The organism is Bermanella marisrubri, from assembly GCF_012295615.1.
Classification (GTDB): Bacteria; Pseudomonadota; Gammaproteobacteria; order Pseudomonadales; family Oceanobacteraceae; genus Bermanella; species Bermanella marisrubri.
Map to the genome: position 1 here is coordinate 1 of NZ_CP051183.1, position 23,156 is coordinate 23,156.

19 protein-coding genes are annotated in these 23,156 nt (G+C 45.2%); 5 read left to right on the forward strand and 14 right to left on the reverse strand.

From position 1 onward, the window contains the following. Positions 1–63 precede the first annotated feature (63 nt). Positions 64–1,409, forward strand: a protein-coding gene (locus HF888_RS00005) for an IS3 family transposase (protein ID WP_133308514.1) whose coding sequence is annotated in 2 segments (ribosomal slippage) — positions 64–520 and positions 520–1,409 — 1,347 coding nt in all. Because the reading frame shifts where the segments join, the coding sequence is not laid out codon by codon here. Positions 1,410–1,475: 66 nt separating this feature from the next. Here the strand turns inward: HF888_RS00005 and rep are convergent. The 4 genes from rep to HF888_RS00025 all read right to left on the reverse strand — a co-directional run bounded on the left by rep (position 1,476) and on the right by HF888_RS00025 (position 8,063). Then, entirely contained in the window at positions 1,476–3,497 is a 2,022-nt protein-coding gene (gene rep / locus HF888_RS00010; RefSeq protein WP_007016817.1) for a DNA helicase Rep, read from the reverse strand. A 435-nt stretch (positions 3,498–3,932) separates the two neighbouring features. Next, complete coding sequence (locus tag HF888_RS00015; RefSeq protein WP_007016816.1) at positions 3,933–4,961, reverse strand: MBL fold metallo-hydrolase; 1,029 nt, start codon at positions 4,959–4,961, stop codon at positions 3,933–3,935. Positions 4,962–5,033: 72 nt separating this feature from the next. After that, the gene (locus HF888_RS00020) at positions 5,034–5,660 is read right to left on the reverse strand and encodes a peroxiredoxin (RefSeq protein ID WP_168367021.1); all 627 of its coding nucleotides are present in this window, start codon (positions 5,658–5,660) and stop codon (positions 5,034–5,036) included. A gap of 219 nt (positions 5,661–5,879) precedes the next feature. Beyond that, complete coding sequence (locus HF888_RS00025; RefSeq protein ID WP_007019206.1) at positions 5,880–8,063, reverse strand: TonB-dependent receptor family protein; 2,184 nt, start codon at positions 8,061–8,063, stop codon at positions 5,880–5,882. Between the two features lie 119 nt (positions 8,064–8,182). Here HF888_RS00025 and HF888_RS00030 point away from each other — a divergent pair, with 119 nt between their 5' ends. Next, positions 8,183–9,058 (forward strand): sterol desaturase family protein, encoded by an 876-nt coding sequence (locus HF888_RS00030; RefSeq protein ID WP_007019207.1) that lies wholly within the window; start codon positions 8,183–8,185, stop codon positions 9,056–9,058. An 89-nt stretch (positions 9,059–9,147) separates the two neighbouring features. On the opposite strand, the gene HF888_RS00035 is transcribed toward HF888_RS00030, so the two are convergent. Together HF888_RS00035 and HF888_RS00040 are read right to left on the reverse strand one after the other, a co-directional pair. Beyond that, positions 9,148–10,356: an imelysin family protein gene (locus HF888_RS00035; protein WP_007019208.1), complete on the reverse strand. Its 1,209-nt coding sequence runs from the start codon at positions 10,354–10,356 to the stop codon at positions 9,148–9,150. 76 nt (positions 10,357–10,432) lie between these two features. Next, positions 10,433–11,878 (reverse strand): DUF4856 domain-containing protein, encoded by a 1,446-nt coding sequence (locus HF888_RS00040; protein ID WP_007019209.1) that lies wholly within the window; start codon positions 11,876–11,878, stop codon positions 10,433–10,435. 253 nt (positions 11,879–12,131) lie between these two features. Here HF888_RS00040 and htpX point away from each other — a divergent pair, with 253 nt between their 5' ends. After that, positions 12,132–13,016 carry a protease HtpX gene (gene htpX, locus HF888_RS00045; protein ID WP_007019210.1) on the forward strand — a complete coding sequence of 295 codons (885 nt, stop codon included), beginning with the start codon at positions 12,132–12,134 and terminating at the stop codon, positions 13,014–13,016. 12 nt (positions 13,017–13,028) lie between these two features. On the opposite strand, the gene HF888_RS00050 is transcribed toward htpX, so the two are convergent. The 5 genes from HF888_RS00050 to HF888_RS00070 all read right to left on the reverse strand — a co-directional run bounded on the left by HF888_RS00050 (position 13,029) and on the right by HF888_RS00070 (position 17,397). Next, positions 13,029–14,762, reverse strand: a complete 1,734-nt coding sequence (locus HF888_RS00050) for a GGDEF domain-containing protein (protein WP_007019211.1) — start codon at positions 14,760–14,762, stop codon at positions 13,029–13,031. Between the two features lie 60 nt (positions 14,763–14,822). Further along, positions 14,823–15,650, reverse strand: a complete 828-nt coding sequence (locus HF888_RS00055) for an endonuclease/exonuclease/phosphatase family protein (protein ID WP_007019212.1) — start codon at positions 15,648–15,650, stop codon at positions 14,823–14,825. Beyond that, positions 15,650–16,282, reverse strand: a complete 633-nt coding sequence (locus HF888_RS00060; protein ID WP_007019213.1) for a thiol:disulfide interchange protein DsbA/DsbL — start codon at positions 16,280–16,282, stop codon at positions 15,650–15,652. The genes HF888_RS00055 and HF888_RS00060 overlap by 1 nt, the downstream gene beginning before the upstream one ends. 167 nt (positions 16,283–16,449) lie before the next feature. Then, positions 16,450–17,052: a c-type cytochrome gene (locus tag HF888_RS00065; RefSeq protein ID WP_007019214.1), complete on the reverse strand. Its 603-nt coding sequence runs from the start codon at positions 17,050–17,052 to the stop codon at positions 16,450–16,452. Between the two features lie 36 nt (positions 17,053–17,088). Beyond that, complete coding sequence (locus tag HF888_RS00070) at positions 17,089–17,397, reverse strand: c-type cytochrome (RefSeq protein WP_007019215.1); 309 nt, start codon at positions 17,395–17,397, stop codon at positions 17,089–17,091. 138 nt (positions 17,398–17,535) lie between these two features. On the opposite strand from HF888_RS00070, the gene yihA reads away from it, so the two are divergent. Continuing rightward, positions 17,536–18,138 carry a ribosome biogenesis GTP-binding protein YihA/YsxC gene (gene yihA, locus HF888_RS00075; protein WP_007019216.1) on the forward strand — a complete coding sequence of 201 codons (603 nt, stop codon included), beginning with the start codon at positions 17,536–17,538 and terminating at the stop codon, positions 18,136–18,138. Positions 18,139–18,170: 32 nt separating this feature from the next. Here yihA and HF888_RS00080 read toward each other — a convergent pair whose 3' ends face one another. The 3 genes from HF888_RS00080 to polA all read right to left on the reverse strand — a co-directional run bounded on the left by HF888_RS00080 (position 18,171) and on the right by polA (position 22,813). Further along, positions 18,171–19,169, reverse strand: coding sequence for a hypothetical protein (locus HF888_RS00080; RefSeq protein WP_007019217.1), 999 nt, complete (start codon positions 19,167–19,169; stop codon positions 18,171–18,173). A 376-nt stretch (positions 19,170–19,545) separates the two neighbouring features. Then, positions 19,546–19,944, reverse strand: a complete 399-nt coding sequence (locus tag HF888_RS00085; RefSeq protein WP_007019218.1) for a globin — start codon at positions 19,942–19,944, stop codon at positions 19,546–19,548. Positions 19,945–20,062: 118 nt separating this feature from the next. Continuing rightward, entirely contained in the window at positions 20,063–22,813 is a 2,751-nt protein-coding gene (gene polA / locus HF888_RS00090; protein WP_007019219.1) for a DNA polymerase I, read from the reverse strand. Positions 22,814–22,878: 65 nt separating this feature from the next. Here polA and HF888_RS00095 point away from each other — a divergent pair, with 65 nt between their 5' ends. Beyond that, entirely contained in the window at positions 22,879–23,154 is a 276-nt protein-coding gene (locus HF888_RS00095; protein WP_007019220.1) for a DUF2782 domain-containing protein, read from the forward strand. The last annotated feature ends 2 nt before the right edge of the window (positions 23,155–23,156 follow it).

Here is a 23,156-nt window from a genome sequence, read left to right on the forward strand (position 1 = left end):
TGTTATTCACCAATGAACTGCACCCCAAAAGTTGGACACCAATCCAGCCTTTGGGGTGTTTTTATGAGTAAATACAGTAAAGAGCAGAAGATCAAAGCAATTCAGCAGTTTCTTAAGAGTAATGAATCACTAAAGAGTGTTGCAGACAAACTAGAGATTGACCTTTCGTCGCTTAAGAAATGGGTAAGACATTACCAGCAGCACGGGCTAGCTGCATTTGAAAAGAAGTACACCGTTTATAATGCTGCTTTCAAATTAGATGTCTTGAAGTACGTTTATTCTCATAACGTGTCCCACCAACAAGCTGCAGCCATTTTCGATATACGAAATCACGGTATTATTGCGAAGTGGCGACATCAGTATCAAACTGGAGGCTTTAACGCATTAGCATCCAAGCCTAAAGGTAGACTACCCATGACACCCAAGAAACCCGCTAATAACCCCGATAGTAGTCTAACTCGTGAGGAGCTGATGAAAGAGTTAGAGTACCTGCGCGCGGAGAATGCCTTTCTAAAAAAGTACGATGCCTTACTCCAGAAAAAGGAAAGGGTGGCCAAGAAAAAGCCCTCACCATCCAAGGATTAAGGCATAAGTATCCGTTAGCGGCGTTATTAAAAGCAGCAAAACTGTCTCGTAGTACGTTTTACTATCACAATAAACCCAAAGCGGTAAACATAGATAAAGCTAAGCTAGAAGGTCAAATAAAGCGTATCTATCACAGACATAAGGGACGCTATGGCTATCGCAGGATTACTTTGGCTTTGAATGGAAAAGGGTATCGAGTAAACCATAAAAAGGTATTACGACTAATGCGTGACATGGGCTTGAAATCCAAAATACGAGTTAAGAAATACCGATCTTATAAAGGAGAAATCGGGCGTATAGCTCAGAACCATCTCCAGCGAGATTTTAAGGCGAGCAAGCCAAACGAAAAATGGGCAACAGATGTCACAGAGTTCAACGTTAAAGGGGAAAAGCTCTATCTATCACCAGTGATAGATCTTTATAACGGTGAAATAGTGTCTTATCAGGTCGCGAAAAGACCAACCCTACCGTTAGTGATGAATATGCTTCAAAAGGCATATAAACGCCTCTCAGGCCAACAAGCACCTCTCTTGCATTCAGATCAAGGCTGGCAGTATCAGCATGTATCTTATCGTGAAAAGCTAGCGGAGCGTGGGCTTACTCAAAGCATGTCCAGAAAAGGGAATTGTTTAGACAATGCAGCGATGGAGAGCTTTTTCGGTACGCTAAAAAGCGAGATGTATCACTTAAAGCGGTTTGAATCACTAGAAGAACTCGAACGAGATATTAAAAGTTATATTCGCTATTACAATCGCTATAGAATTAAGCTAAAACTAAAAGGCCTGAGTCCGGTAGACTACCGAAATCAGACCTTAAACCCGTAAAACAAACTGTCCAACTTATGGGGTTCAGTTCACAAGCGGCTTTTTTATTTATGCATGAATTAGCAATCAGGTATTCATCAAATTCTTAAGACTCGCTAATGCATTTTCGCCGCGGGCTTTTTTCTGCTCTTGGCTAGTTTCACCAAAGCCCTCCCATTCCACATCGTCTTTTGGTAGTTCTTCTAAAAAGCGACTAGGGGTCGGTTCAAACTGCTCGCCGTATTGCTTGCGTTTTGCGGTTAATGTGAGCGTCAGGTTTTGCTTCGCGCGGGTGATGCCCACGTACATTAAGCGGCGTTCTTCTTCGATGGTATCCGCTTCGATACTATTGCGGTGGGGTAGGATTTCTTCTTCTAAACCCATGATCCAAACATAAGGAAACTCCAGACCTTTACTAGCATGCAAAGTCATAAGCTGCACTTGGTCTAGCTCATCTTCTTGCTCTTGCTGTTCTAACATGTCGCGCAAGACCAGTTTCGAGACGGCATCTTCGATATCAATTTCATCGCCGTTTTCTTCCGCTTTATCCATCATGCGTTCGATGTTATCAATTAAGAACCACACATTTTTCATGCGAGCTTCTGCTTGATTGGGCGTATTACTGGTTTGATGGAGCCAGGCTTCGTAATCCAAATCATGGATCATCTCTTTAAGGCTTTGTACGGCATCTTCAGTAAAGCAGCGCTTGGTCGTATTATTGATCCAATTACCAAAACGCTGCAGTTTATCCAATGCCAAGGGGCTCATGGTTTGCTCTAAACCCATTTCGGTAATAGCGGTGAGCAAACTAATATGGCGTTTGCCTGCGTACTCTGTGAGCTTTTCTAATGTGCTGGGACCAATTTGTCGGCGCGGCACATTAATGATGCGCAAGAAGGCGGCATCATCCGTTGGATTCACAATGAGTTTGAGATAACTCATGATGTCTTTGATCTCGCTTTTCGCAAAAAATGACTGGCTACCGCTTAACTTGTACGGAATTTGATACTGCTGCATTTTCATTTCCATCAATCGTGATTGATGGTTGCCGCGGAATAACACAGCATAGTCTCGATACTTACCGTTATGACGTAAGCGATGCTCAATGATTTCCGTCGCAATGCGTTCCGCTTCATTATCTTCACTTTTACATTTCACAATGCGAATGGCATCGCCGTAGCCTTTATCGGACCACAAGGTTTTAACGAATTCGTGCTCGTTATTACTAATGACTTTGTTGGCCGCATTCAGAATTAGCCCTGTCGAGCGATAGTTTTGCTCCAACATCACCACTTTTAAACTGGGGAAGTCTTGCTTCAACAAGCTTAGGTTTTCCGGGCGAGCACCGCGCCATGCATAAATACTTTGGTCATCGTCACCTACCACGGTGAACTTACCATGCATACCTACAAGAATTTTCACCAATTCGTATTGGCTTGTATTGGTATCTTGATACTCATCCACCAGCAAATAGCGCGTATTCTTTTGCCACTTTTCACGTACCGCCTGGTTGGTTTGGAAAAGCACCGTAGGAATTCGAATGAGATCATCAAAGTCCACCGCGTTATACGCCTTTAATGAGCGATCATAAGCGGCATAGGTTTGTGCTACCAAAACTTCTTGCGCACTGTTCGCCATGGCGATGGCTTGCTCTGGCTCAATCAAATCGTTTTTCAATGACCCTATTGCCTGTTGCACCATGTCCACCATATCGCCATCGCCGCCATGCTCGCGATGCATGATGTCTTTCAATAGGGACTTGGTATCGCCATCGTCAAAAATAGAAAAGCCCGGACGTAAACCTAGGTGTTTGCATTCTTTGCGAATGATATTCAAACCCAGGTTATGGAAGGTGGAAACGGTTAAGCCATTGGTGGCCTTGCCCTGTACCAGCTTGCCCACACGCTCTTTCATTTCTTTTGCGGCTTTATTGGTGAAGGTCACCGCCATGATATTGCGAGCAGGTACACCGCATTCTTCAATAAGATAGGCGATTTTAGTGGTAATTACACTGGTTTTACCGGACCCAGCCCCGGCCAATACCAAAAGCGGGCCATCTATGTGTAGAACCGATTCTTTCTGTCTGGGGTTTAGGTGATTCACAGGCATTCATGATTAACAACAATGGTCGCTTAGACTACCAAAAAATTGTTTGAAAGATCAGCATTGACAGGGAAATTGCTTAGAACTTTTTGGAGTGGTTGTGACAACTGGGAATGATCTCTAAAGAATGTACCACGGGCATGGCATTTAATTTTTCTGACGGCACGTGAATCCATCCATGGAGGCCTTGACTCGGCGTCCTGCCTCGTCACACAGAAAAATCAAATATCCTTGCCCATTAGTCATTCAAATTCAGTACGAGGAGAAAGCTTAAGAACGCGCAATATTCGCAGAAATGAATGGCGCGTGCTGCCTCGAGCGGCGTCACTTCCCATGGACGGGAAGTGAGAGGCTACATGGACGTATTAACGCCGTCCGCGACGGCAGTTCCGCCATTGATTTCGCAACAGGACGCTGTACCGAAAAGGCTGAGTGCCCTATTTAAATCGCAATTAGCCCGCCTTTTAAATTGGCTACCTGCTCATGACCGGCGTCTTTTAAAATATTAATCGCCAAGGACGAGCGACGCCCCGATCGGCAAAAGGCCACCACAGGCTTATCCTTGGGTACTTCCCCTACGCGATCACGCAACTCACCCAGAGGGATCGCTACATCCGCATCCAGCGGATTGCTTGTATCCAACTCATCTTCTTGTCTAACGTCTAACAAAGTGACTTTCGATAAATTCTGCTCAAGCCATTCACTGTCGATTTCTGGTACCCCAGCGTAGGTGTATTCAAGATTGGCCCAGTCTGGTTCGGGCGGTAACTGGCCATCTTCAGGGCAGCCACTACGCAAATTAGCAGGCAAGGCTTCCGCGATTTTTTTCGGATGTGGTAGTTTCATGGCGTGCATGTATTCCACAAAATCCGTCTCGTTGGCGCCTCCACCCACACGAGCATTGAATTGTTTCTCTTCCCATATAGTGCTTTGCTCTCGACCATTATAGTCGTGCGCTGGATACACAATGCAGTCATTGGGCAATGAAAATAAAGTTTGCGTAATTGATTCGTAAAGTTTTTGCGCACTGCCTTGCTGAAAATCACTACGACCGCATCCACGAATCAATAATGCATCGCCAGTGAAGACCATGCTGTGATCACTTAACACAAAACTCATACAGCCATCGGTGTGCCCAGGTGTAGACAATGCAGTCAAGGTAATCCCTCGAATACCGAATGCCTGTTCGTGTTCTAAATGGATATCAACATGCTCTGCTTCAATCACTTTAGCTGACGCGATTTTACAACCGGTTTTCTGCTTCAATACCCAAGCAGCAGTAATGTGATCCGCATGTGCATGAGTATCAGCGACTAAGGTGAGAGTTAAACCTAATTCTTTGACCAATGCTAAATCACGTTGTGTTTTTTCAAACACAGGGTCAATCAACATGGCTTCTTTACTTACTTCATCGGCAAGTAAATAAGTGAAGGTTGATGACGTAGTATCAAACAATTGGCGAAAGATCATGGTCTCTCCTTAACGCTACATAAATCAAAGCAAGCGGCTCTATGAGCCGCTTGGGTGTTAATCGACAAGTGATTAAACTTTGGTTTTACGCAAGTACGGACGAATTTCATCCCAACCTTGAGGGAAGATATCTTTCGCTTGCTCATTGCTAATAGAAGGCGGGATGATTACATCATCGCCTTTTTTCCAGTCGGCTGGCGTTGCAACTTTTTTAGCATCGCCTAATTGCAGCGCGTCAATCACACGCAAAATCTCGTCAAAGTTACGACCGACTGACATTGGATAGGTCAGTGTTAGACGAATCTTTTTGTTCGGGTCGATGATGAACACACTACGCACAGCGGCGGTTTCGCTTTCGCCAGGGTGGATCATTTCATATAACTTAGAAACTTCTAGATCTGGGTCCGCAATGATTGGAAATTGCAGATCGGTCCCTTGAGTATCGTTTACATCTTCAATCCACTTTAAGTGCTCTTCCACGGTGTCAGTAGACAAACCAATGGGCTTCACATTGCGAGCATCAAATTCTTTATTTAATTGCGATGTGCGACCCATTTCTGTGGTGCACACTGGGGTGAAGTCAGCAGGATGGCTAAAGAAAAACGCCCATGAATCACCAATCCATTCATGGAAATCAATGTCACCTTTAGTGGTGGCCACTTTAAAATTCGGTGCGGTATCGCCTAAGCGTATAGACATGTTCAACTCCTCTGATGTTTTGAATGTAGCGTTTTTAAAGTAGTACATGCCTTAAATATTAGCAATAGCTAATTTAAAAAACACTGTACTACGTCAATGAAATGGTAGGGACTTATTTAGAGACGCCTATAGAGAGGATTGGGGTGGTGCAGATAAAATCAAGGGGCCCTATAGACCCCTTAAGAATGGAATGAGTACCGAATTTAATAAAAAGCTAAATTAAAAGCTAAATTTGGCACCCACATGAATCGCTTGCGGTTTACCAGGACGGTAGCCCATAGGCTGTGCAGCGACCACATAGTCTTTATCTAATAAGTTATCGATGTTGCCATAGATTTGCCAATCAGCCGCTAAACGATAGTAGGTTGCCAAATCAACCACGGTATAGGCATCGATGAGATCCGCTTCTTCGATTTCATTTTGACCAGCCGCGGCACGCATATCGCTTTGGTATAGCAACGAAAGATTAACTCCCCATTTACCTGCGTCTATACCCGCTTGCAGGTTTAGGCGGTGTTCAGGCACATAAGGTAACTCGTCACCTTCAACCACATTGGCACCAACATCCGTGAAAATACCGGCGCTATCCACAAAACTATTTTGGAATTCGGTTTGTGTGAAGGTATAGACCGCACTCACAGGTACTGACAAGGCAGCCACTTGCCATTGCTCTTTCCAACTGGCTTCAAGGCCGTATACCAATACTTCACCGCCATTAAACTCATTATCTAGGTTTGAAGTCGTGCAACCATTGTTGAAACTACATGTGCCTTTTAGGTTGCTGTAGTCGTTGATGAAACCGATGGCTTCAATTTGTTGATCGCCCAGAGTGCGGAAACCGAATTCATAGTTAATGCTTTCTTCAGGGTCAATATCACCATCCTGACCAGGAGACGTTGCAACATACCCTTTATACACACCTGCTAGCACACCAAAATCATCATTAATGCGTGTAAAGATACCTGCACCCGGTAATAAAACTTGTTCAGTGGCTTCGTTTTTCGTGTTCGTTAGATGGTCTTCCAAGCTTGTATCAATGGTTTCGCTACGTAAACCCAAGGTCACTGTGGATTGGCCAATGGTAATACTATCTTGTGCGTATAGGGCGATCGCTGTGGCTTTACCTGTATTCAGTTTACTGGTTTCAAGTTGAGATGATTCATCCACTTGTAGACCGGTGGCGGTCATATCATACGCACGCTGGGTATGGTTACGCTCGATTTCATCTTGATGTACACGCAAACCAAATTCCCATTCATGGGCCAAACCAAATAAATTCGTGAATAGGTTTAAGCGCGTCTGAATGCCTTGAGAAACATAGTCACGGCCGTTATTACCGATGAGCAATTGGTCTGTATCTGAAACACTTTGCTCTAACCCCGTTAAAATATTGTAAAGCGCACCATTACTTCCTTGCGTTGGATTCTTGAGTACGTCTTCAATGGTCGCCGTATTTCCGCCACCAAAACTATTTAACTTAAACCAATCGCGGCTGTAAGTGAGACGATAAACATCGGTGACCACTTCAGACGTGGCAGTGGGCTCAAAGCTATGCTTTAAATGTATGGTTTGATGATCCCATTGCATATTATCCAATTCGCTTGCGGTATATCTGCGATAAGGGTCCGCTTCGAAATCATCACGAGTTAAACCCACATAGGTTTCGTCACTGTCTTCCGTGGCGTAGCCCAATTTCAATGTTAGTTTTTGGTTCAACGGACCATTCACATCGTATGTGGTTTTAAACGTGAAATCATTTCGAGTGAAACCGGTGTCGCCACCGCCATCAAGATCTTTAAAGCCAGTAGTGCCCATACTTAAGCCTTCTAGCAAGTATCCGAATTTGCCTTCACGACCACCATAGTATGCATTCACTCGGTGAAACTCATAGGAACCCAATTGCAAATCCACTTCACCCTGTTCAGTGTACGGTACAGCACGACTCACTAAATTGATGGCACCCGCCACAGTCGCTGGGCCATATTGAATGGCAGACGGACCTTTGAATACTTCGACCGCGCTCATACGGGAAACATTAGGAAAGTAATAGGCAGCAGGAGCTGAATAGGGTGCTGGTCCTGACAGTACACCGTCTTCCATTACGGTTACTTTTTTACTTCGCTCAGGGCTTGAACCGCGCATACCTATGTTTGGGCGCAGACCATAACCGTCTTCTTCTTGAATATTAACGCCAGGAACTTGGTTTAAGACACGGTGAATATCCGTGTATTCATAAGTTTCTAAATCTGATTCATCGACTAGTGTGGCACTGCCCGGTTGGGTTTTGATGGAGTCTGCGCCGCCCGTAATATAAACCTGCTCCAATTGAACATCATCTTGATTGCCCCAAGCTGACAACGGCAGAGTTACGGGCAACAAAGCTAGTAATACTGATTTACGCATAGTCTCACAAACTAATGATTAACACTGAATATAGTGCGCAATTTAAACACAAATGAGAATGAATCTAAATTTCTTTTCGTTTAAAATTCATTCATTCTTGATTACGGGCAACACTTTTTATGGCGGACCTATTTGATTGGCTGATCGACCCGTCGAAAAGGACTTTCTACGGCTACTGGATACCCACATTTCTTATTGTCCTACTATGGGCTAGCCTGCAGTGGCAGCAACGTAAAGCCCTATTTAATTCATGGTTTTCTCGTAGCTATTGGTGGAACCCATCCGCTAAGCAAGACTACAACCTGATGATTTTTAACCGTTTGTTGTTTTTAACATTGGGCATCGCTTGGTTTGCTTTTACTATAGATATCGCTCAATGGATGTTTGCGGCGTTGAAATGGTTTGGTGAACCGGCTGAATTGGCAGCACCATCTAGTTCCTTATGGATCCTTTCTGTTTACACATTAGTGCTTTTTATCACAGATGACTTCACGCGCTTTTGGTTGCACAGAATCATGCACAAATACGAATGGCTGTGGCGCTTACATCAGGTCCATCATAGTGCCAACAGTCTAAATCCGTTTACCACCTATCGCTTGCACCCGTTAGAATCGCTACTGTATCAATTGAGAGCGAGCTTGGTTCATGGTACTTGTGCTGGAGCCGCGTTCTTTATCCTTGGCTACCAAGCCAGTAGTTGGGAGTTGTGGGGCGCCAGTGCTTGGGTCATTGTTTTCAATGCCTTGGGTGCGAATTTACGACATAGCAATATTCCTTTGCGCTATGGCCGTTTCGAGAAATGGTTGATTAGTCCGGCTCAACATCAACAACATCATGGTATTGGTACCATGAATACCAACTTTGGTTCGTTCTTGGCGATTTGGGATCGCTTGTGGGGAAGCTGGCGAAAAGGGGAGCCTCACACAAGATACCCAAGTGAGCAGCATTCTTTAGTAAAACAATTAGGAATGCGGCGTCTGACTTGGAAACCTTAATATTCGAAGTAAACAATGAGCAAAGAATACAAATAATAAAAAAGCGGCCGAAGCCGCTTTTTTATTTTCTCGGAAACATGACCATTTGATTAGTCATTATCACCGCTGGCCGATGCCGGAATGGTAAACTCGGTAGCCATTGTGAAATCTTCTTTTAAGTTATCCGTCAAACCCTTTATTGTTTTATTCACAAACGCACACAAAGCTTCTATATTGGAGACTCCATCATAGGAAACTGCATTTTTACATAATTCTTCCTGTTCAGGACTAGCACTATCAATGATTTCGAAAAGGCTCGTCGAAGAGGTATCGATATATTCTAAATTAGCGATAGCATTGTCTATATTATTGATCATTTCATTCGACAAACTCTCTTCACCAACTTCCACTAAATAGTCATCAATTCCAACACCGTTTCCTGCAGTAAATATATGCTTTAAACCATGCAGGTTATTAATTAAATGCTCTTTGGATGTCTTAGCGAACTGCGACTCAAGTTTAGTCGCATCAAACACATTGTCGTCCTTAATAGGCAATGCGCCTCCAACCTTAGCATCCTTAATTTGCTTGTCCGCATAGAAGAAACCCTGTGTTACTTCATTAGCTGCCGCCTGCTTAGAGTTAGCAACAGAAGCCAGATCATATGAGTTCCAAGCGCTTTCTAGTGTAACAGCGCGTGTTTTTAAATCTTCTGTTATGAGCTGTGCGTAATCGCAGCGGTCTGCCTGCAGCTTCGCTGTGCTTTCACCTTCAACCCATGTATCGACCACTGTTTTATTCTCGTCTCCAGTAGCGAGCTCATAGGTGTAAGTGCCGTCATCAGTAAACAAGACATATTCAACGGCAATTAAGTCTTTACGATTATTGATACCAGAAAGACCCGAAGCATTCTCGGCATTATTGGCAATAGCTGCGTCAATATTAACAGCATTTGCAAATTGCCAATCGTAAAAACTCAGTAATCCATTATCTGCATCCGCATTAGGGCCAAAATTCATGGCCTGCATTTTTTGCAAAGGTACCATGGCATTGGACCAGGCCGTTTGTGCTAATTCTTTGGTACCGGAAGCATCACAGTATGCATCCACGGCTGTATCCAGTTCCAACAGTTCTGTTTTAAATTCCGTGGCTAGCGGCTGAACACCTTCTGCCACCAAGTCATTCAGCATGGTATCGCAGCTAAATGACTCACTGTTCAATTCGTTACAAGCATCGGATACGGTTCCACCTGAGTCGGAACCTCCACAGGCGGTTAAACCCAATACCGCTAAACTGATTCCCACAATTTTATTACGCATTTTATAACCTCTTAACCGACAAAAGGCCGTCAAAGACGGCCTTAAGAAAAGGAGTATTATATAACTCTTATTTGCATTACCAAGTAGCAGCTACTGCGGCATCAAATCCGTAAGCTTCCACTAAAATAGTCCGAGCTGCTTCTAGATCTGCAATGAATTGTTCTGCGTTAGCTGCTGATGCGCTCGCTTTAGGCGTAGTACCAATTTTCTCATGAACCTCTTTTAGATCAGCTTCTGAAATAATCGCCACTGGGCTAAACTGCAAGCTTAATGCAAAGCCTTTTAATTCTGACCAATGTTTTGCAAGACTTGCGATATCGCTTCCATCGTAATTTGTTACATCATCGATAGTAGAATTGATGTAATGGATAGCTGCACCGGCAATGGTTTTTTCCATAGCCGCTAACGCGCGCTCAGAAGTCTCAACAAGTTGCACATGATAGCCTTCGCCTTCAACCGGATCTGTACCAAAGTTGTCTTGGATGATTTGGCGACCTTCTAAAAACGCTTCCATAGCATCAGCACTTAGATTTAAGTCATCCGCATCAGAGTAGGTATCCACTTTGGCAGAGTAAACTGAAAGGCCATAGTTATATTCACCACGCAAAAGATCGATAGATTCATTGCCATCTACATCGCTTTCAGCAGATGCCTTAATTTCCGCATCAGTTTTATTTAAGTAATCAAGAGATGCGCCGAAGTAGCCAAAACCTTCATCCCATTGATGCTCTAGCGCCGTATAGTCTTTCGCACCTGCTTTATCACCTTCAGAGTTTTGCTTAAGCAATCCTTTGTCCGCTTTCAGATAGTCGCGTGCTGCTTGAGAATATGTCACCGCACCAAAAAGGAATTTCTGAATTAATTGTTGTAGATCGTGACCTTGGTCGTTAACAATTGTGGTATTTGCATTACCGTCCGTAGCTAAAGTGGCTAGTTCGTCAAACCACGTTTGCAATAGAGTATGTGGTTTGTCGTTTTCATCTTCTACGGCTACATCATCTTGACCACAGTCCTGAATATCACCCTGTGCGATTTCCCAACCAATAAACTCACTCATGGACAAATCATTGTCGCAGCCAGCTAGCTTGCCTTGTAGGTTTTTCGCGCCAGATACAGAGAAGACATCGCTGTAGTCTGTTTGCTCTAGTGTAAGAGGAGCCTCAACGCTCACCGGCACACTGGTCGCACCCGTTCCATCGTACAAGTTAAAATCAATTAAGCTATTTACTTCATCAGAGTCAACACCCTTGGCATAGATAGTATTGAGGTTATCTAATGCAGTCTGCTTGTTAGTCAATGCTTGAAACTCATCAGAGCCTGAATATTTCTTAAGCTCGCTGATCAACAACTGACGAGCCGCTTGTCCAGTAAAGACAACAGAAGACTCACCCTCGGTAACCTTGCTTAAGAATTCATAAGTGGTTGGGGTATCCACACCATTGTTTTTATCATCGCTATCGCTACCACATGCAGCCAATAGGCTTGCAGCTGAAAGCGCTACTGCTAATTTGATTTTATTCATTAATTACTCCACTCAAATTGAGGTCTGAATAGTTAAAAAGTCTGATGCTGCCGATAATATCGAAACAGACTGTTGCACACAATAGTAATGATACAGATTCTCATTTTTGTTTGCTTTTGATGACGCATATCAGTTCTGCTTTGATCAGTACGAAACCGGAAACTTTTTATTGCCTGGCAGGCTCTTACCAATTGAAGTTTTTGGTTGTTACCCCATTATTGGGGAAGTTTATTAACCATTGAGGATTGCACTCATGCGGATTTTGCTTTTCTTAGCCACCAATATTGCCATCGTGGCAGTGGCTAGCATTACCCTTAGCTTGCTTGGCGTGGGCAGCTATATGACGGCCCAAGGCTTGGATTACACCAACTTGATGATTTTCTGCCTTGTGTTCGGCATGGTGGGCTCATTTGTTTCGCTTTTCCTATCGAAATGGATGGCCAAGCGCAGCATGGGTGTGCGCATCATTGACCAACCAAGCAATGCGGATGAGCAGTGGCTAGTGGGTACCGTCGCCAAGCTGGCAGAAAAAGCCGGTATCGGCATGCCAGAAGTAGGGGTGTTTGCCAGTCCGCAGGCCAACGCCTTCGCCACCGGTTGGAACCGCAATGACTCGCTCGTGGCAGTGAGTACAGGTCTTTTGAACAAAATGACGCGCGAAGAAGTAGAAGCGGTTTTAGGTCACGAAATTGGCCACGTTGCCAATGGTGATATGGTTACCCTGACGCTGATTCAGGGTGTGGTGAACGCCTTTGTTATGTTTTTTGCCCGTATCATCGGCTCATTCATTGACCGAGCTGTATTTAAAAATGAGAACGGCCACGGCATAGGTTTTTATATCGCTACTTTCTTTGCCGAAGTTATTTTGGGTATTTTGGCCAGCACTATTGTTTTCTGGTTCAGTCGTCGCCGGGAATATCGCGCGGACATTGCCGGTGCCGAGTTAGTCAGTCCAGCGGCTATGGTGAGTGCATTAGCCCGTTTGCGCGCAGAATATGGCCAACCTAGTGACATGCCAGATGAGATGGTAGCGTTTGGTATTAGCGGTGAATTAAAAAATGCGCTGGGTGGTTTATTCATGAGCCACCCGCCTCTGGAGAAGCGCATCGCAGCATTGCAAGCGCGCTATGGCCGCTAAAGTACAGGCTCTCTAACCTTCAGTTACTACGTCATCCTGTCCGGCTTGATCGCCGGGCAGGCCTTTCAGTACACCCAGCTGATACTGGTTGCGCCCATTTTCTTTCGCTCGATACAGGGCTGCATCGGCTGCGTCAAACACTTGCTCGGGTCGATAACCTTTTTTAAAACTGGCTACACCACAGCTTATGGTAATTTGCACTCGCTTGCCGCGAAAATGAAATGGGCTGGTCGCGACCGCCTCGATGATTTTCTCCGCAACACTAACCGCATCCTCTTGCTTGGTTTCCGGCAGCAGTACCACAAATTCCTCACCACCGTAACGAGCTAGCAGATCAGTTTCACGGGTGCCTTTTTTCACCTGACGACTGATGAGCTGCAGGACCTTATCCCCAGCTTGGTGACCATAGGTATCATTGATGCTCTTGAACTTATCCACATCGCAGACAATGAGACTTAACTCGCCGCCATAGCGTTTATAGCGTTCATATTCCTGTTGAGCGTAGACATCATAGGCCCCTCGATTAGGCAATCCTGTTAGGCTATCGGTCATGGCTTTGAGTTGGCTTTGATTGAGCTGTTCCTTCGCTTCTTCGAGCTCTTTTTCCATGGTTGTGAGGCGATTATTCAATTCACCAATATGTTCTTTAAATACAATTTCGCGGGATTTCTGTTCAAGTTTAAATCCGTCCAATGTGGCAAACACATCATCCAGTTGTTGAGTGACCGCTCCCTTCATGGCGTTGGTATCGCCGCTTTCTAGTATTTGCTTCAGTTCGTCTAAATGCCCACGCATTTTGAGATCGAATTCTGTACTGGAATCGCTGAACTTTTGCTCAAGGTCTTCTCCTTGCTTGAGCCAGGCCTTGAGCGCTAATAAACGTTCATTGAGGTTTTTAAGGAAGGCTTCGAATTCTTCTTGCTCACTACCCAGTGCGGAGACCACTAGGTCACTCAAAATTTCTAAAGCTGGGACCAATTCATACCATGTGAGACCAGACTTCACTTTGTTTAATAGACGTAAGGCCCGAGGTTGCTCAGAGCTAGGTAGCGCTAATTTTGAAATAAGCGCGCTAAGTACTTTGCTCGCTTCTGTCGTGAGGTTTTCCGCCCCCGTGACGCTCGCTTCGTAAGTGTCATTAAGTTCATAAGACTCTTCTGTGGAAGAAACGATGCCCTGTTCGTCATTGGCTGACGAAGTTTGCTGATCGCCACCTTCTTTGTTGAATAATCGACTAAACCAACCGCCACCGGATCCATTGCCATTTGCGGAGCCGCCTTCCAGTTGTTCCGCTACCGCATTAGCCCAAATCGCGAGCACCTCGCACAATGCCATTAGCAACTGAGCCTTATCCTCACTCCGTACTTTTTTACGCACAGACTTTAGTGCTTTGGACATTGACGGGGGTAACTCATCGTATTGAGTTTCAATATCGATGAGGGTTTGCGCTAACTGGTTCTGGAACTTTTCTTGATGGCTTTGCCAACGCTCATAGCCCTTGTCCAAATTATCCATAATTCGGTTAAGGCCATTAAGTTGTTCTTTACGCAGTAAAAGACGTAATTCTTCTAGTTGGATATCCATATCCTGATCACGACCTTCCGCCGCCACGGATAAACGAATTAATGCGCGACGCAGGTGTGCCGTTTGATCAGCAAAACGCTTCTCTAGCTTTTCATGATCATCAATGAGATTTAGATACTTGTGCTTCCAGCGATCGCTATCAGTGCGATTGTCCGTGCTCATAGATCCCCCTATTCACTCAAATAAGTATAGGGCAGGTTTTCAATTTGGTAGGGAGATTTTCTAGGCGTTTTGCAGCGCGTCGGGGAGTGCGATTTCCATCGCGATGGGCAGGTGATCACTCACAGCAACATCAAGCACGGCAAGACGTTTCACCTGCACGCCCTCACTGACTAGTATGTGGTCCAGAGCGCGTTTAGGTTTCCAGCTTGGGAAAGTGGCTAACTCTTTCGTGATGGGCTGTAATCCCAGTTCCGATAGGGGAGACTGACCTAACAAATAATCCGCATGAGTATTCATATCACCCATTAAAACCACCTGTGGATAAGTCTCTATGAGTGTTTGCACAAATGCCAATTGGCGTTGTTGGGTACGGCGACTTAAAGCCAAATGCATGACAACCACAGCCAATTCATCGGCAAAATCCAACACCATTGCACCGCGACCGGGTAAGAGCCCAGGTAAGCTGTGATATTTCACTTCATCCGGCTGGCGACGGCAAAGGGCACCATTGCTGTGTTTTGCCATGGGGCCAAAATTACGATTCAATTGTGAGTACCAATGTGGAAAGTTGGCCTGTCGCGCTAAGTATTCAACTTGATTGACATGCCCCGAGCGAAAGCTGCCGCCGTCCGCTTCTTGTATTCCCACCACATCGAAATGTGTCATAACTTGGGCAATGCGCCTTAACGCTAAATTACGATGCATTTGTGGCAGTAAATGTTGCCAACTCTTGGTGAGATATTGGTGATAAGCTTGGGTTTCGATACCCACTTGTATATTGAAGCTCAATAACTTGAGGGAGTTTTCCGAAGACTGTGCAAACTCATGAGCGGGCACAGTGTGTACCCGCGGATGCTTATTTAAAAAGTTAGGTTGTATCCTAAGCATTATTGCATCATTAACTTGCGCTCTTTCTCAACAAGGTAATCCACTACATCAAGGATCTTATGCTGACCTCCTGCGGAGGTCGCATCCACAATATACTTACCTTGCACAATCATGGCTGGTACACCAGAGATACCCCAAGTACGAATTTGCTCGTCACCCATTTTCAAGTGGCGACGTACCATGAAACTATCATTGTACTTGTCAAAATCCTCTTCGCTCACGCCATATTGAGCCAAGAACTCTTGCTGATCAGATTCTGAAAATAGAGGCTCGCGCTGTTTATGGATACTATCAAAAATAGCCTCATGTACCTTGTCGTTTACCTTTAGTACCTTGGTTAAGTAAAACAGTTCTGCGTGGATTTTCCACTGACGGCTAAACTGTGCTGGAACTTGATAAAAGTTTACATCGTTTGGTAGGTCTTTTTTCCACGCCTGAACTAGTGGCTCGAAATGATTACAGTGACCGCATCCGTACCAGAACGCTTCCACAACTTCTACCTTTCCTGGGTTACGGGGCAATGTCTTAGCCTGAACTTCTTTGTAGTGTTTCCCCAGTTGGTAAGTTTCCGCGTGAGCTACTGTGGCTAATAGGGTTGCAACCACTAGAATGGCAGCATTCATAAATTTCATGATAAGTCCTTGGTGTTCTAGTTCTTTGATAGTGAATAGCCTAATGGTGGTTAGGCTGATGCTCAAGTAAAAGGTTCCGCTTTTGAATAACGAATAAAAAAGGCAGCCAATGGCTGCCTTTTGTAAGTATTAGAGACCAACGCTGCTAGCGATGGAGAACAACGTTCTTAACGATGCAAACCTTGAATATAAGATGAGACTGCATCGATTTCTTTATTGCTCATACGCTTAGCGATATCACGCATAACCTGTGCATTATCGTTAGCGCGCTTGTCTTCTTGGAACATAACTAGCTGAGATTTGATGTAGTCAGCATGTTGGCCACCAAGGGCTGGGAAGCCCGCTGCGTCCATACCACTGCCGTCCATTGAGTGACATGCCATACATGCAGGTACGCCTGTGGCTGTGTTGCCCGCACGATAAACCTTCTGGCCAAGCTCGACTTTGTCTTCGGCAGCATAGCCCACTGTGCGTGTCTGGCTATTGTAGTATGCCGCAAGATCTTGCATTTGCTTTTCGCTAAGAGCAGCAACCTGACCCATCATGATAGCGTTTTGACGTTCGCCAGATTTAAAGTCCATAAGCTGCTTATAGATATAGGCTTCACCCAAACCGGCAATTTTAGGAAAGCTTGGCGCTGGGCTATTACCATCCTGTCCGTGACAAGCTGCACATGCACCTGCGATTTTTTTACCTGCCGCCGCGTCACCTGCGTCAGCGCCGGCGACCAAGCCCAAAGACAACATCAAGCTAATTGCCAATTTTTTCATGAAGTTTTACCTTAAATTTTACTAATGCGAATCCGCTTATTTTGCTTTGCTCATGTATTCAATCAGGGCTTTGTATTGCTCATCTGTGCAATCCATACATAGACCCTTAGGTGGCATGGCGCCTTTACCATTTTTAACGCTTGCAACCAATGCATCCATACCTAACGCTAGGCGAGGCTTCCAGGCTGCGGCATCAAACGCTTTTGGCGCACCAGCAACACCTGCCAAATGGCAAGCTTTACAGGCTTGATTATATTTACCCTCAACATCAAAGGCGCTGACTGCTAAACTAGCTGACAATGCTGCGGCACCTAGCAAAAGCTTAAGAGATAACTTAGTTTTCATTACTCTCTCCTTAGGAACTATCTATGTAGTCCTTGATTTGGGGGCAATTTTTTACAAGGCCCTTATTAAATTTGTGGCATTATAACCGAAGTGAACCCACATACAACTTGATACAACGCAGTAAAGACAACTGAATCCATGCAAATTAACTATCAAAAAGCACAATTTCTAATCAGTGCTCCCAGTATTCGCCAGTGTCCAGAGGACAATGGCGCGGAAGTCGCCTTTGCTGGCCGCTCCAACGCGGGTAAATCAAGCGCTCTTAATACCCTAGCTCAACAGAATAAATTAGCACGCACCAGTAAGACACCTGGTCGCACTCAGTTAATCAATTTTTTCGAAATTGAAGAGGGCCTGCGTCTTGTAGATTTGCCAGGTTACGGCTTTGCGAAGGTGCCTGAACGCATGAAGCGCGAGTGGCAGAAAAACATGTCTGAATATCTAGAGCAGCGTAAAAGCCTGAAAGCAATGGTATTGGTCATGGATATTCGTCATCCACTTAGCGAGTTCGATTTGATGATGTGCCAGTGGGCGCTGGACTGTAATATGCCAACCCACATCCTATTGACCAAAGCGGACAAATTAAAAAAGGGGCCTGCCAACAGCACCAAATTGAAGGTTAAGAAAGAGCTGAAAGAGATGGGCGATTTGCTTACTGTTCAAACCTTCAGCGCACTTAAGCGCGATGGTGTGGACCAATTGCGTAGCCGCCTAAATGTCCTGCTCACAGGTGAAGACTAACGCTCAGTAGCTTCAATTGATTCTAAGTGGCGCTAAAAATGCGCCACTAATTGAGCACCTAACTTCACGTGTGAACCTCCCGAATATTCAAAACGTCTAGCCACGCCATCCTTGTCAAAACTCGCATTTGGATGTTGCTCAATAGCAAACTCGGCAAATGGACGAACCTGCAAGATTGGCATTACATCCCAGAAATAATCGCCTCTGATCGACAAGCGTGAGGCACTGCCAAAATCTACTTCTTGCTGTACTTGCTCTGAATAAACGTCGTAATTGTGCTGGCGCATAAGGTTTAGGCTCAACATCCAATGATGTTCAGTATTTTCATTGAAAATAGCGGCAAAGCTACCACCTATACGAATCGGCGTTTGTACCTTTGCATTTCCAACTTCGTCGGAAATACCTCCTTCAACATATGCTCTAGCTGCCCAGTGCGTTTCCATTGGGGTAATCCAATTAGCTGCCATACCCAGCTTCATGGAGAAATGGCCTTGCCCTTGTCCACCACTGACACTTGATTGCTCACTATTACCGGGGCGACCCAACTTACTTGAGCACAAAACCCCTCGACTTGTGCCTTGGCAGCCGGGAATGCGAACTTCAGCTTCAAAAACACTGATATCGTTATAACGATACTTAGCCATCAGATCGATATCCGTTCCACCCTCGTTCTTCCATTCACCGTTATAGGCAACAGCATCATTGCCAGATACTTCAACATCATACTTGTCGTAAGCGTAGCCGTAGCGGACGCCTAAATTTAAATCTCGACTCACACCCAACCAGTAATTAACCAAAGTTGTAAAGCCATAGCCTTTCTTACGGGCATCGGCAATACCACGGTCAAATACCTCAGAAAAATCTTTCTCTGCGTTATCAATGTATTCGCCCGAAGCGTACCAATCACTCACGGAGACTTCGTTAATAACAGTTTGCTGGCCTGTGGATAACATATCGCCAGGATGATCAAGGGAGTTGGCACTGACCGTACCTGCAAATAGGAAAGAGAGAGAAATCAAATAAAAGCGCATGGGAGAACCGAGATTATCATTATTTTTGTGGCATGAAGGGTGCTATCAAAGGTCTCCTTTGTCAATAAACGAGCCGTGCACGGGCGTTTCATGATCGTAACGGAGTCTAAGCATTTAGGTTGAAATCAGTGAGCGCTAACTCGATAAGCCTTATAAAATGGCAATATTTGATGTATTTTTGACCAGTTTACTGGATTTTGTGGAATGCCGTTCTATTCTGCAAGAGAGTGCTGGGGTTTGTTGTGGCCCTAGTACTCGCTCTGGTACGACATGAGATATGTTACCGCATCCTTCAGGTTTTCCCCAAGAACCTGAAGGTCTTTCTAGCCTGGTCGTTCTCCCCCAATGGCGACCAGGCTTTTTTTGTGCCTGCTATTTATTGATCGTACATGCTCTTAATAAGGTCAATACTTGGGCGAATAGTCTCTCGCCAAACGCTTTCCATATGGTCATTGAACTCGGGATCGTGCTTGTGCAAGGTAGCCATTAGTGCATCCACCCAATCGTTATAGTGGCTTGGGTGAATGTTCATGTGCTTGCGACTATGGCTTTCACCCAGCGCTCGAATCTTATTGTCTGGCATACCCCGCGCGTGCATCACGAGCCACATAATACCCCCGCGCAACAAACCACGTTGGGCTTCCATGTTAGTCTGTTTAAACATGGCGCGGATTTGATCGGATTTAGACATGAAGTTGTCGTAGAAATCTTCGAAAAACGCTGGGTTATTGCAACTGCGACCAAAGCTCTGAAAAACTAGATCTGCGTTACCCATGGCGACTCCCCTCTGTGACCTTGGAAAAAAGCGCGCAAGGATACTCCGCTCTGCCCGTTTAGGCAAAGCGATAGTCTTTTCTAAAAACAGAAAGGAATGTATGGCGTTTATGAAGTGCCTAGTGGGCTTGCTGCCAGTTGTCGCCGTGACCCACATCCACCAGCAGGGGCACGTCGAGATCAGCGGCAGCCTCCATGATGGATTTTATCTCGGCACTAACAGCATCCAGCTGTCCATCTGGTACTTCGAAGATAAGTTCATCGTGAACTTGCATGATCATATGTACATCATGAGCGCTTTCTTGTATCCACTGATGCATCTTAATCATGGCGCGCTTAATAATATCCGCAGCTGTGCCTTGCATTGGCGCGTTAATCGCTGTGCGTTCGGCTGCTTGGCGACGCATCCCATTTCGACTATTAATCTCTGGCAAATACAAACGCCGACCAAATAGGGTTTCTACATAACCCTGTTTTGCTGCCAACTCGCGGGTGCTTTCCATGTATTTTTTCACACCTGGATAGCGATCAAAGTATTTATCAATGTATTCCTGTGCTTCTGAGCGACCTATTCCTAGCTGTCGAGCTAAGCCAAAGGCACTCATGCCATAAATCAAACCAAAGTTAACTGCTTTGGCTCGACGACGCTGCTCGTTATCCACATCCGCCTCGTCTACCTCCATGATTTCTGCGGCAGTGGCCCTGTGGATATCTTTTCCATTTTTGAACGCATCCAGCAATCCTTTATCCCCTGACAAGTGGGCCATAATGCGTAATTCGATCTGACTGTAGTCCGCTGCAACCAAGGTATAGCCCTCTGGTGCTTCAAAAGCTTGGCGGATTTTTCGGCCTTCTTCATTGCGAATGGGGATGTTTTGTAGGTTAGGGTCACTGGACGATAAGCGTCCCGTTGCCGTCACGGCTTGATGATACGAGGTATGCACTCGCTGGCTTTTTGAGTTGATCATCAATGGCAATTTATCGGTGTACGTATTCTTCAGTTTGGCTAAGCCACGATGCTCCAAAATCACTTTGGGTAACTCGTAATCATGGCTCAATTCGACTAGGACTTCTTCTGCCGTAGAAGGCTGACCTTTGGGTGTTTTCTTGATCACAGGCAGCTCTAATTTCTCGAAGAAAATAGCCTGCAATTGCTTGGTAGAGCCAAGATTGAAAACCTCGCCAGCAATGTCATGGGCTTTGCGTTCCAGTTCTTGTAGGCGCTGTTCGATCTCGGAGCTTTGCTGATGCAGTTTGTCAGCATTCACTGACGCTCCAACATACTCCATGTTAGTAAGCACTTGCACTAGAGGCAATTCAACCTTCTTGTACAATGTGAGCAATGACTCATCCGCTTCTAATTGCGGCCAAAGCACTTGGTGTAAGCGCAAAGTGATATCGGCATCTTCTGCTGCATATTCTCCCGCTTGCTCGACTGGAATTTGATTAAAGGTTAGTTGCTTCGCGCCCTTGCCAGCAATGCTCTCAAAATCAATGCATTCATGACCAAGATAGTGCTTGGCTAGATCGTCCATATTGTGCTTACTCGCTGTACTGTTAAGCACGTAGCTTTCCAGCATGGTATCGTGGGCGATGCCGTTTAATTCGATGTCATAATTTTTCAAAACATGAGCATCGTACTTAAGATTTTGACCGACTTTTTTCGGTGTCTCATCTTCTAACAAGGGCTTCATTTTCTGTAGAACCCAATCCCGATCAAGTTGCTCAGGAGCCCCAGCATAATCATGAGCCAATGGTATATAGCAGGCTTCGTTCGGTGCCACGGCCAAACTGATACCGACGATTTCTGCTTCCATATATTTTAAAGAGGTCGTCTCAGTATCGATGGCATAGAGCTCAGCCTTATCCAGTTTATCCAACCATTCTTGTAAAGCTTCTTCTGTGGATAAGTTGGTGTATAAACTTCTATCCACAGGCAGTTGCTGTTGCTTTGGCTCCTCCACCTCACCTGTGGATAACTCTTTAATCCAAGTCTTAAACTCGCACTCTTGGTAAAGCTCTAACAGTTTTTTATTGTCGGGCTCATCAATTTTGATATCGCCCAAGCCCCACTCAAGTTCCACATCAGTTTTGATCGTAGCCAGCTCTTTCGACAAAAACGCTTGCTCTTTGTGCTCTTCTAATTTGGCTTTCATGGATTTAGCGCCACGGAAATCCAACGTCGCCACGTCATCTAAGCGACTATAGACATCTTCTAAAGAGCCTAACCCTGCAATCAGTGCCTTAGCGGTTTTTTCACCCACCTTAGGCACTCCAGGAATGTTATCCACCTTGTCACCCATGAGTGCCAAGTAATCCACTATGTGCTCAGGTGGTACACCAAACTTGGCTTGTACGCCGTCCACATCTAACTGCTCGTTATTCATGGTATTGATGAGCTGAACATGCTCGCTCACCAGCTGCGCCATGTCCTTATCACCTGTACTTACCAGAGTTTCGATGCCTTGATCAGTGGCTTCGTGGGCAAGCGTGCCTATGACATCATCCGCTTCGACGTTATCAATCACCAGCAATGGAAGACCCATGGCTTTGATGATGTCGTGAATCGGCTGAATTTGGACGCGCAGATCGTCTGGCATAGGAGGGCGATGAGCTTTGTACTCAGGGTATATATCGTTACGGAACGTTTTACCCTTGGCATCAAATACGACAATGATTTTGCTATCTGGGTAGCCTTTTTTAAGACTGCGAATCATATTGATCACACCTTTCACCGCTCCAGTAGGATTCCCCTTACTATTGGTAAGCGGTGGTAGGGCGTGAAACGCGCGGAACAAATAGGATGAACCATCCACTAAAATGACTTTATGGGCTGGATCGTTGTCTACAGGACTGGACTTCTGGGTCATAGGTCTATTCTTTTATCGGCCTTAGGCCTTACAATGAGACTTTGGAATTTAAGGCGAAGCTTATCATGAAAACCCTCTTCACTTGTTGTTTATTACTAGCCAGTTTATTCAGTCACTCTGTTATGGCCAATGACCCATCCGAGCCAAGCGTTGTGATTCGTCATAGCGAAGATAAAACCTTTTATGAGTATCGCGTTAATGGCGAGCTACAAGAAATCAAAGTGGTTCCTAAAGTAGGCCAGCCTTACTACCTGATCCCTGATGGCGTTGAAACCGATGAATACAAACGCCAGAATAAATCAAACGTGGTTCCGCCAAGTTGGTTAATTTTTACTTGGTAATT

Coding starts and splice junctions, on each gene's coding strand:
- HF888_RS00030 (WP_007019207.1), top strand. CDS start 8,183: ATGGCGGACCTATTTGATTGGCTGATCGACCCGTCGAAAAGGACTTTC.
- HF888_RS00070 (WP_007019215.1), bottom strand. CDS start 17,397: ATGAAAACTAAGTTATCTCTTAAGCTTTTGCTAGGTGCCGCAGCATTG.
- HF888_RS00095 (WP_007019220.1), top strand. CDS start 22,879: ATGAAAACCCTCTTCACTTGTTGTTTATTACTAGCCAGTTTATTCAGT.
- HF888_RS00065 (WP_007019214.1), bottom strand. CDS start 17,052: ATGAAAAAATTGGCAATTAGCTTGATGTTGTCTTTGGGCTTGGTCGCC.
- HF888_RS00080 (WP_007019217.1), bottom strand. CDS start 19,169: ATGCGCTTTTATTTGATTTCTCTCTCTTTCCTATTTGCAGGTACGGTC.
- HF888_RS00040 (WP_007019209.1), bottom strand. CDS start 11,878: ATGAATAAAATCAAATTAGCAGTAGCGCTTTCAGCTGCAAGCCTATTG.
- htpX (WP_007019210.1), top strand. CDS start 12,132: ATGCGGATTTTGCTTTTCTTAGCCACCAATATTGCCATCGTGGCAGTG.
- HF888_RS00085 (WP_007019218.1), bottom strand. CDS start 19,944: ATGGGTAACGCAGATCTAGTTTTTCAGAGCTTTGGTCGCAGTTGCAAT.
- polA (WP_007019219.1), bottom strand. CDS start 22,813: ATGACCCAGAAGTCCAGTCCTGTAGACAACGATCCAGCCCATAAAGTC.
- HF888_RS00060 (WP_007019213.1), bottom strand. CDS start 16,282: ATGAAATTTATGAATGCTGCCATTCTAGTGGTTGCAACCCTATTAGCC.
- yihA (WP_007019216.1), top strand. CDS start 17,536: ATGCAAATTAACTATCAAAAAGCACAATTTCTAATCAGTGCTCCCAGT.
- HF888_RS00055 (WP_007019212.1), bottom strand. CDS start 15,650: ATGCTTAGGATACAACCTAACTTTTTAAATAAGCATCCGCGGGTACAC.
- HF888_RS00050 (WP_007019211.1), bottom strand. CDS start 14,762: ATGAGCACGGACAATCGCACTGATAGCGATCGCTGGAAGCACAAGTAT.
- HF888_RS00020 (WP_168367021.1), bottom strand. CDS start 5,660: ATGTCTATACGCTTAGGCGATACCGCACCGAATTTTAAAGTGGCCACC.
- HF888_RS00015 (WP_007016816.1), bottom strand. CDS start 4,961: ATGATCTTTCGCCAATTGTTTGATACTACGTCATCAACCTTCACTTAT.
- HF888_RS00025 (WP_007019206.1), bottom strand. CDS start 8,063: ATGCGTAAATCAGTATTACTAGCTTTGTTGCCCGTAACTCTGCCGTTG.
- rep (WP_007016817.1), bottom strand. CDS start 3,497: ATGCCTGTGAATCACCTAAACCCCAGACAGAAAGAATCGGTTCTACAC.
- HF888_RS00035 (WP_007019208.1), bottom strand. CDS start 10,356: ATGCGTAATAAAATTGTGGGAATCAGTTTAGCGGTATTGGGTTTAACC.